The following is a 6,000-nucleotide window of genomic DNA, read 5'->3' as shown; positions in this document are numbered from 1 at the left end:
CCGCTCGACGAGTCGAGCGGGGGCCGCCGTGGTCAGCGGGGGGCCGCCGTGGTCACCTGTCGCAGGCGTCAGCTCTCGCTGCTGCCGCGGCGCTTGCGGGCGACGAAGACGAGCCCGCCGCCGAGCAGGACGACGGCGCCGCCGGCCGCGGCGATGACCGGGGTCGAGTCGTTGCTACCGGTCTGGGCGAGCACCGGGCCCGCGGTCGGGGTCGCGGTCGCGGTGGTCGGCGCCTGCGTGGGCGTCTTGGTCGCGCTGGGGGTCGCCGTCGCGGTGGCGGTGGGCGACACCGTCGCGCTCGGGGTCGGGGTCGGCGTCACCGTCTTGGTGGCGGTGGGCGTCGGCGTGGGGGTCGGGGTCGCCGTCTTGGTGGGCGTGGGGGTCGGAGTCGGGGTCGGCGTCTTGCAGACCTCGATCGTCCTGGTCTCGGTCTTGTTCCAGTCGTGGTTCTTCGGGTCCTCCGTGGTGGTGACCACGAAGGTGGCGGTGACCGGCTTGTCGTGGTCCTTGACCGGGTACGTGCCGTGGAACTCCTTGCCGAACTCCTTCTGGTCGACCACCTTCACGCCGTCGATGGTCAGGCTGACGACGTTCTTCACGCCCGCCGCGTCGCTGTAGTTGGTCAGGTCGATCACGACCTTGTCGCAGGTCGTGGTCCATACGGGCGTGTGCGCCGAGGCACTGGTGGCCAGGGCCATCGGCAGCAGGACGGCGGCTGCCGCCGCCCCCGCCAATGCCGCGCCCCTGATGCCGATCTGCCGCTGCTGTCGCGCCATTTCGTTGTCCCCTCCGAACGGTCTTGTGCAGCAGGCGTGTTGAGTGGTTTGGCGGTGGCCCGCTACGACTGTCCGGGGGACTCTACCTGCACTTACGCCCCTCCCCACACCCCGCCGACGACCGGATTTCGTCTGTCCGTCCGGTCCCGGATGTGCATTGAGCAGCCCATCACGCCCGCCACCTCGCATGACGTGGTTTCGGCAAACTTGAATGGACTTCGTCACACTGCCATGTAGAACGGCGCCCGCGGTGATCGGGTTCAGTCACCACGGGCGCCGTATCGATCGGCCGGACCGGTCGGTCGATGAGGCTTCAGGCCTTCCTGGCCGCCCGGCGACGGGTGGCCACCACGATCGCGCCACCGGCCGCGATCACGACCGCGCCGCCGATCGCCAGCGGGACGACCGCGCCGGAGCCGGTGTGCGCGAGGCTGCCGCCGCCGGTGGCCTCGGCCGATCGGCTCGCGGAGGCGGTCGGCACGGCCGCCGGGGCGGAGGCCGTGGTGGAGGCCGACGGGCTTGCGGAGGCGCCCGGGCTCGGCCTGCCGCTCGCCGGCGCGGTCGGGCTGCCGGAGGCACCCGGGGTCGCCGAGGCGGACGGCACCCCCGGGGTGGTGCCCGGCGTGCTCGGGGCGGTGGACGCCGACGGCGAGCCGCTCGGGACCACCGGCGGCACCGTCGGAACGGTGGTCGGCGGCGGCACGACGACGGGCAGGCAGCCGGCGAAGGGGTAGTGGTGCGTCTCCGCACCGCCCTTTCCGGTCAGCGACTTGGCGATGACCGAACCGTTGACCGGTCCGCCGCTGCCGAGGTCGAAGGCCGCGTTCGGCGCCAGGACGGTGCCGGCCCAGGCGGCCTGGCTGTTCTTGACCACCTTGGTGGCGGTCGGGAAGTTCCACAGCAGCCTGGCGCGGACGGCCCCGCCCACGGCGCTCTGCAGCTTGTCGTCCAGGACGTACGACTGCTTCGCCTCGTCCCACAGGTGGAAGCCGGTGGTCTTGGCGGCGGCCATGTCGTACGCGTCGCCGGTCACGTTGATCACGGTGACCGAGCCGGCCGGCACCTTCAGGAAGACGTCGGTGGCGCCCTGGAGCGTCGCGGCGCTGACGGTGAAGCTGTTGAGCCCGGCGTCGGTGCCGCCCAGGCGGAGCTCCCTGCCCTTGGCCTCGACCGTGGCGCCGGCGGTCTGCGGTGCGGCGGCGAGCGAGGCGGAGGCGGAGCGCAGCTTGGCGAACTCGGCCTTGAAGTCGATCGGGGACGCGCCCTGGCCGACCTTGCCCTGGTGCGCCTCGACCACCGCGCCCGCGGCCTTCGAACCGTAGACCCCGTTCCCCTTCATGACCTGGGTGTTGTGCCCGGTCACGCTGCCGGCCACGACCAGCGCGTTGCCGCCGGGCAGCGCCGCGACCTGCTCGGGGGTGAGCTCCTGGCCGACCGAGAAGCCGCCGGTGAAGTCGGCGTTGCCGCCGACCGCCACCGCGCCCTCGGCGTCCGGCGTGTGGGTGTCGTCGCCCTCGATGAACTCCCCGTAGAGGTTGGCGACGCCGAGGCTCTGGCACTGCCGGCCGGGCTCGCCGGCGTGGGCGGCCGGGGCGACGAGGGCGGCCAGGGCGAGGGATCCGCCGACTGCGAGCGCCGCGGCGGGTGTGGGTATGCGCATGTGCAGGATCTCCGCTTGACGTGCGGGGGGGCGGGTGGGGCCCGAAAAGGTATGGACCAAGCCGCACTCTTTCGGCCAGTCGGGCAATTGGTCAAGACCAATGACCGACATGCCCGAACAGTCCGGTTTCCGCCAACGCTCTTGCCGGAGCGGCAAACCGCACGGGGCCCGTACGGCGCGCGGCCGCCCCGCCCCAAGATCGGCTGTAAGGCCGCCTACGATTGACCCCGTGCGTACCCCCTTCTCCCTGCTCGCCGAGCGCTGGCAGCCGTCCTCCGCCATGGTCAGGCGTGCCGCGTTCGCCGCGCTGGTGATGAGCGTGGTCATCGTGGTCACCGGCGGCGCCGTCCGGCTCACCGCCTCCGGCCTCGGCTGCACCACCTGGCCCCGCTGTACCGACGAGAGCCTGACGCCGACGCCCGAGATGGGCTTCCACGGCGTCGTCGAGTTCACCAACCGGATGCTCACCTACGTGCTGAGCGCCGCGGTCGGCTGGGCCATCCTGGCCGCCCGCTGCCACCGCCCGTGGCGGCGGCAGCTGACCAAGCTGGGCTGGGCGCAGTTCTGGCTGGTGATGAGCAACGCCGTGCTCGGCGGCATCACCGTGCTGACCGGCCTCAACCCGTACACCGTCGCACTGCACCTGATCGCCGCGATGGGCCTGGTCTGGGTCGCGCTGCTGATGTGGGAGCGGTCCGGCGAGGGCGACGGACCCCCGCAGCCGGCCGTGGCCCGCCCGATCGTGCAGCTCTCCTACGTCCTCGTCGTCGTGATCGGCCTGCTGGTGGCGGCCGGGACGCTGGTGACCGGCGCCGGGCACCACCCGGGGACGCCCAGGGACAACAAGATCGTGCCGCGCATCCCGCTCGACTACGACCGCCTGGCGCAGTTCCACGCCGACCTGGCCTTCGTCTCGGTCGGCCTGGCGATCGCGGTGCTGTTCGTCTTCGCCGCGGTGAAGACCCCGCCGGCCGCCCGGGCCCGCGCCCGTGAGCTGCTCGTCGTGCTGCTGCTCCAGGGCGTGCTCGGCTTCGTCCAGTACTTCACGGACGTCCCGGAGATCCTGGTCGGCCTGCACATGCTGGGCGCCACGCTCACCTGGATCGCCGCGCTGCGCATCCCGCTCGCGCTGCGGGTCCGCACGGACGGGGACGCGCCCGCCCCGCTGCCGGCCCGCGAGCCGCAGGCCGCCGCGGTCTGAGCCCGTACGCGAAGGGGCCCCGGGATCACCCGGGGCCCCTTCCGCATGTCCGGGCGGCGTCAGCCGCCGATCTGGATGCCGGCCATCCGCTTCCACTCGTACGGGCCGGTCTTCACCTTCAGGCCCAGCTCGCCCTCGAAGTCGTCGTGGAGGGTGACCCCGGCCAGCTCGGCGGCCCGGCGGCCGACGGCGTAGCTGGGGGCGACCTGGTCGCCCCAGGTGCCGTCCGCGCCGACCACCACGATGCGGGTGGCCACGGCGCCGACGTACTCGACGACGCCGTCGGCGCTGCCGCCGTGCTGACGGGCGAAGCTGGAGAGGTGCTTGGCGATGCGCTTGGCGCGGCGCTCGGCGCGGGCGTTCGGCGCGGCGGTGGTGGCGGTCTCTGCGCTGCTCATGCCCGCATGCTACCGATCGGTAGCGGAGCTGGCGACGGGAGCGGGCTGTGCACCGGGCCACATGTCGGCCGCGCGCACCACATACTGGCCCCGTGACCTTCCAAGGCTGGCCCGCCGAGGCGCTCGACTTCTACGAGCACCTGGAGGCCGACAACTCCAAGACCTTCTGGCAGTCCCACAAGGACCAGTACGACCACGCCGTCCGGGAGCCGATGGAACGGCTGCTGGAGGAGCTGGAACCCGGCTTCGGCCCCGGCAAGATCTTCCGCCCCAACCGCGACGTCCGGTTCAGCGCCGACAAGTCCCCCTACAAGACGCACATCGGCGCCCATCTGGAGGCCGGCGGCTACGTCCAGCTCTCCGCCGACGGGCTGGCCTGCGGCAACGGGCTCTACCAGCTCGCCCCGGACCAGCTGGAGCGCTACCGGGCCGCCGTCGCCGAGGACGTGACCGGCGCCGAGCTGGAGCGGGTGGTCGCCGCGGTCCGCAAGGCCGGCCCGCAGGTGGTCGGCCGGGACAGCCTCAAGTCCGCGCCGCGCGGCTACCCCAAGGACCACCCCCGGATCGAGCTGCTCCGCCACAAGGGCCTGGTCGCCTGGCAGGAGTGGCCGCCCGGGGCCTGGCTCGGCACCCGGACGGCCTACCGGCGGATCACCGGCTTCCTCCGGGCCTCCCAGCCCCTCAAGGACTGGCTGGACGGCCACGTCGGCCCGTCCGAACTGCCGCCCCGCTGAATCCAGCCCGTTCCGCACCGGAGGCCGGAACCCCGCCCCGCTGAAACCGGGCGGGCCCGTGCCGCCGGAAACAGACGCCGCAAACAAGAAGGCCCCGGTCCGAAGACCGGGGCCCTTCCTCAGAAGTCCTGCTCCACCGAAGCAGCAGTCCTACTTCACGAACGGGTCCACCGCGATCACCACGAACAGCAGCGTCAGGTAGGTGATCGACCAGTGGAACAGCCGCATCTCCTTCAGCTTGGCGCCGACCACCCCGGCCTTGGCCCGGGCGTACAGTCCGTGCGCCTCCTTGAGCCAGGCGGCACCCAGCACGACGGCCGAGACGGGGTAGAGCCAGCTGGTGTCGGCCAGCGGCCACAGCGCCAGCGAGACGGCCACCATGACCCAGGAGTAGGCGACGATCTGCTTGGCGACCGCCAGGTTGCCCTTGATCACCGGCAGCATCGGGACGCCGGCCCGCTCGTAGTCCTCGCGCACCTTCATCGACAGCGGCCAGTAGTGCGGCGGCGTCCAGAAGAAGATGACCAGGAAGAGCACCAGCGCCGACCAGGACACCGTGTTGGTGACCGCCGCCCAGCCCACGAACACCGGCATGCAGCCGGCGATGCCGCCCCAGACGATGTTCTGCGCCGTCCGCCGCTTCAGCCCCAGCGTGTACACGAACACGTAGAAGAGCAGTGCCGACAGCGCCAGCAGCGAGGACAGCGGGTTGACCAGGTAGCCCAGCCAGATCGTCGAGCCGACCGCCAGGGCGATGCCGAAGACCAGCGCCTCGCGCGGCGACACCATGCCGGTGACGAGCGGCCGCCGCTCGGTGCGCGACATCACCGCGTCGATGTCACGGTCGATGTACATGTTGAGGGCGTTGGCACCGCCGGCCGAGAGGTAGCCGCCGATGACGACCTCCAGCACCAGCAGCGGATCCGGAACACCGCGCTGCGCCAGGAACATCACCGGCACGGTGGTGATCAGCAGGAGCTCGATGATCCGCGGCTTGGTCAGTGCGACGAAAGCGCCGACACGGGCCCCGAACGGCCGGTGCGCAGGCGTCGCCCCGGTGACCCCGGCGGGACGGGATTCGACGGCGGTCACTAACACCCCAACTGAAGATGAATCCTCACAGGCGGCCACGGGAACGAGGGCCCCGTTTCGTCCGCTCTGCGCGTACCACGCCACCTTAGACGCTCCATATCTCCCCACCGGCTCCGGGGTCCCCCGGCGAGGCGGAACG

At 72.0% G+C, this 6,000-nt stretch carries 6 protein-coding genes; 2 read left to right on the top strand and 4 right to left on the bottom strand.

Translation table 11 applies throughout. From position 1 onward, the window contains the following. Positions 1-68: 68 nt before the first annotated feature. Positions 69-776 carry an LAETG motif-containing sortase-dependent surface protein gene (locus ACFC1F_RS33130; protein ID WP_376163912.1) on the bottom strand — a complete coding sequence of 236 codons (708 nt, stop codon included), beginning with the start codon at positions 774-776 and terminating at the stop codon, positions 69-71. A gap of 313 nt (positions 777-1,089) precedes the next feature. After that, positions 1,090-2,436 (bottom strand): choice-of-anchor A family protein, encoded by a 1,347-nt coding sequence (locus tag ACFC1F_RS33125; protein WP_376163910.1) that lies wholly within the window; start codon positions 2,434-2,436, stop codon positions 1,090-1,092. Between the two features lie 220 nt (positions 2,437-2,656). Here ACFC1F_RS33125 and ACFC1F_RS33120 point away from each other — a divergent pair, with 220 nt between their 5' ends. After that, a complete protein-coding gene (locus ACFC1F_RS33120) occupies positions 2,657-3,637 on the top strand; it encodes a heme A synthase (protein WP_376163915.1) in 981 nt (326 codons plus the stop codon). Positions 3,638-3,696: 59 nt separating this feature from the next. Here the strand turns inward: ACFC1F_RS33120 and ACFC1F_RS33115 are convergent, their stop codons facing one another. Continuing rightward, positions 3,697-4,035 (bottom strand): hypothetical protein, encoded by a 339-nt coding sequence (locus tag ACFC1F_RS33115; protein WP_376163908.1) that lies wholly within the window; start codon positions 4,033-4,035, stop codon positions 3,697-3,699. 92 nt (positions 4,036-4,127) lie between these two features. Here ACFC1F_RS33115 and ACFC1F_RS33110 point away from each other — a divergent pair, with 92 nt between their 5' ends. Continuing rightward, complete coding sequence (locus tag ACFC1F_RS33110; protein WP_209411698.1) at positions 4,128-4,769, top strand: DUF2461 domain-containing protein; 642 nt, start codon at positions 4,128-4,130, stop codon at positions 4,767-4,769. A gap of 150 nt (positions 4,770-4,919) precedes the next feature. On the opposite strand, the gene ACFC1F_RS33105 is transcribed toward ACFC1F_RS33110, so the two are convergent. Beyond that, positions 4,920-5,861: a heme o synthase gene (locus ACFC1F_RS33105; protein ID WP_148642537.1), complete on the bottom strand. Its 942-nt coding sequence runs from the start codon at positions 5,859-5,861 to the stop codon at positions 4,920-4,922. Positions 5,862-6,000: the final 139 nt, after the last annotated feature.

This window comes from Kitasatospora sp. NPDC056181 (assembly GCF_042266225.1).
Classification (GTDB): Bacteria; Actinomycetota; Actinomycetes; order Streptomycetales; family Streptomycetaceae; genus Kitasatospora.
This window is presented reverse-complemented; position numbering and strand designations above follow the sequence as displayed.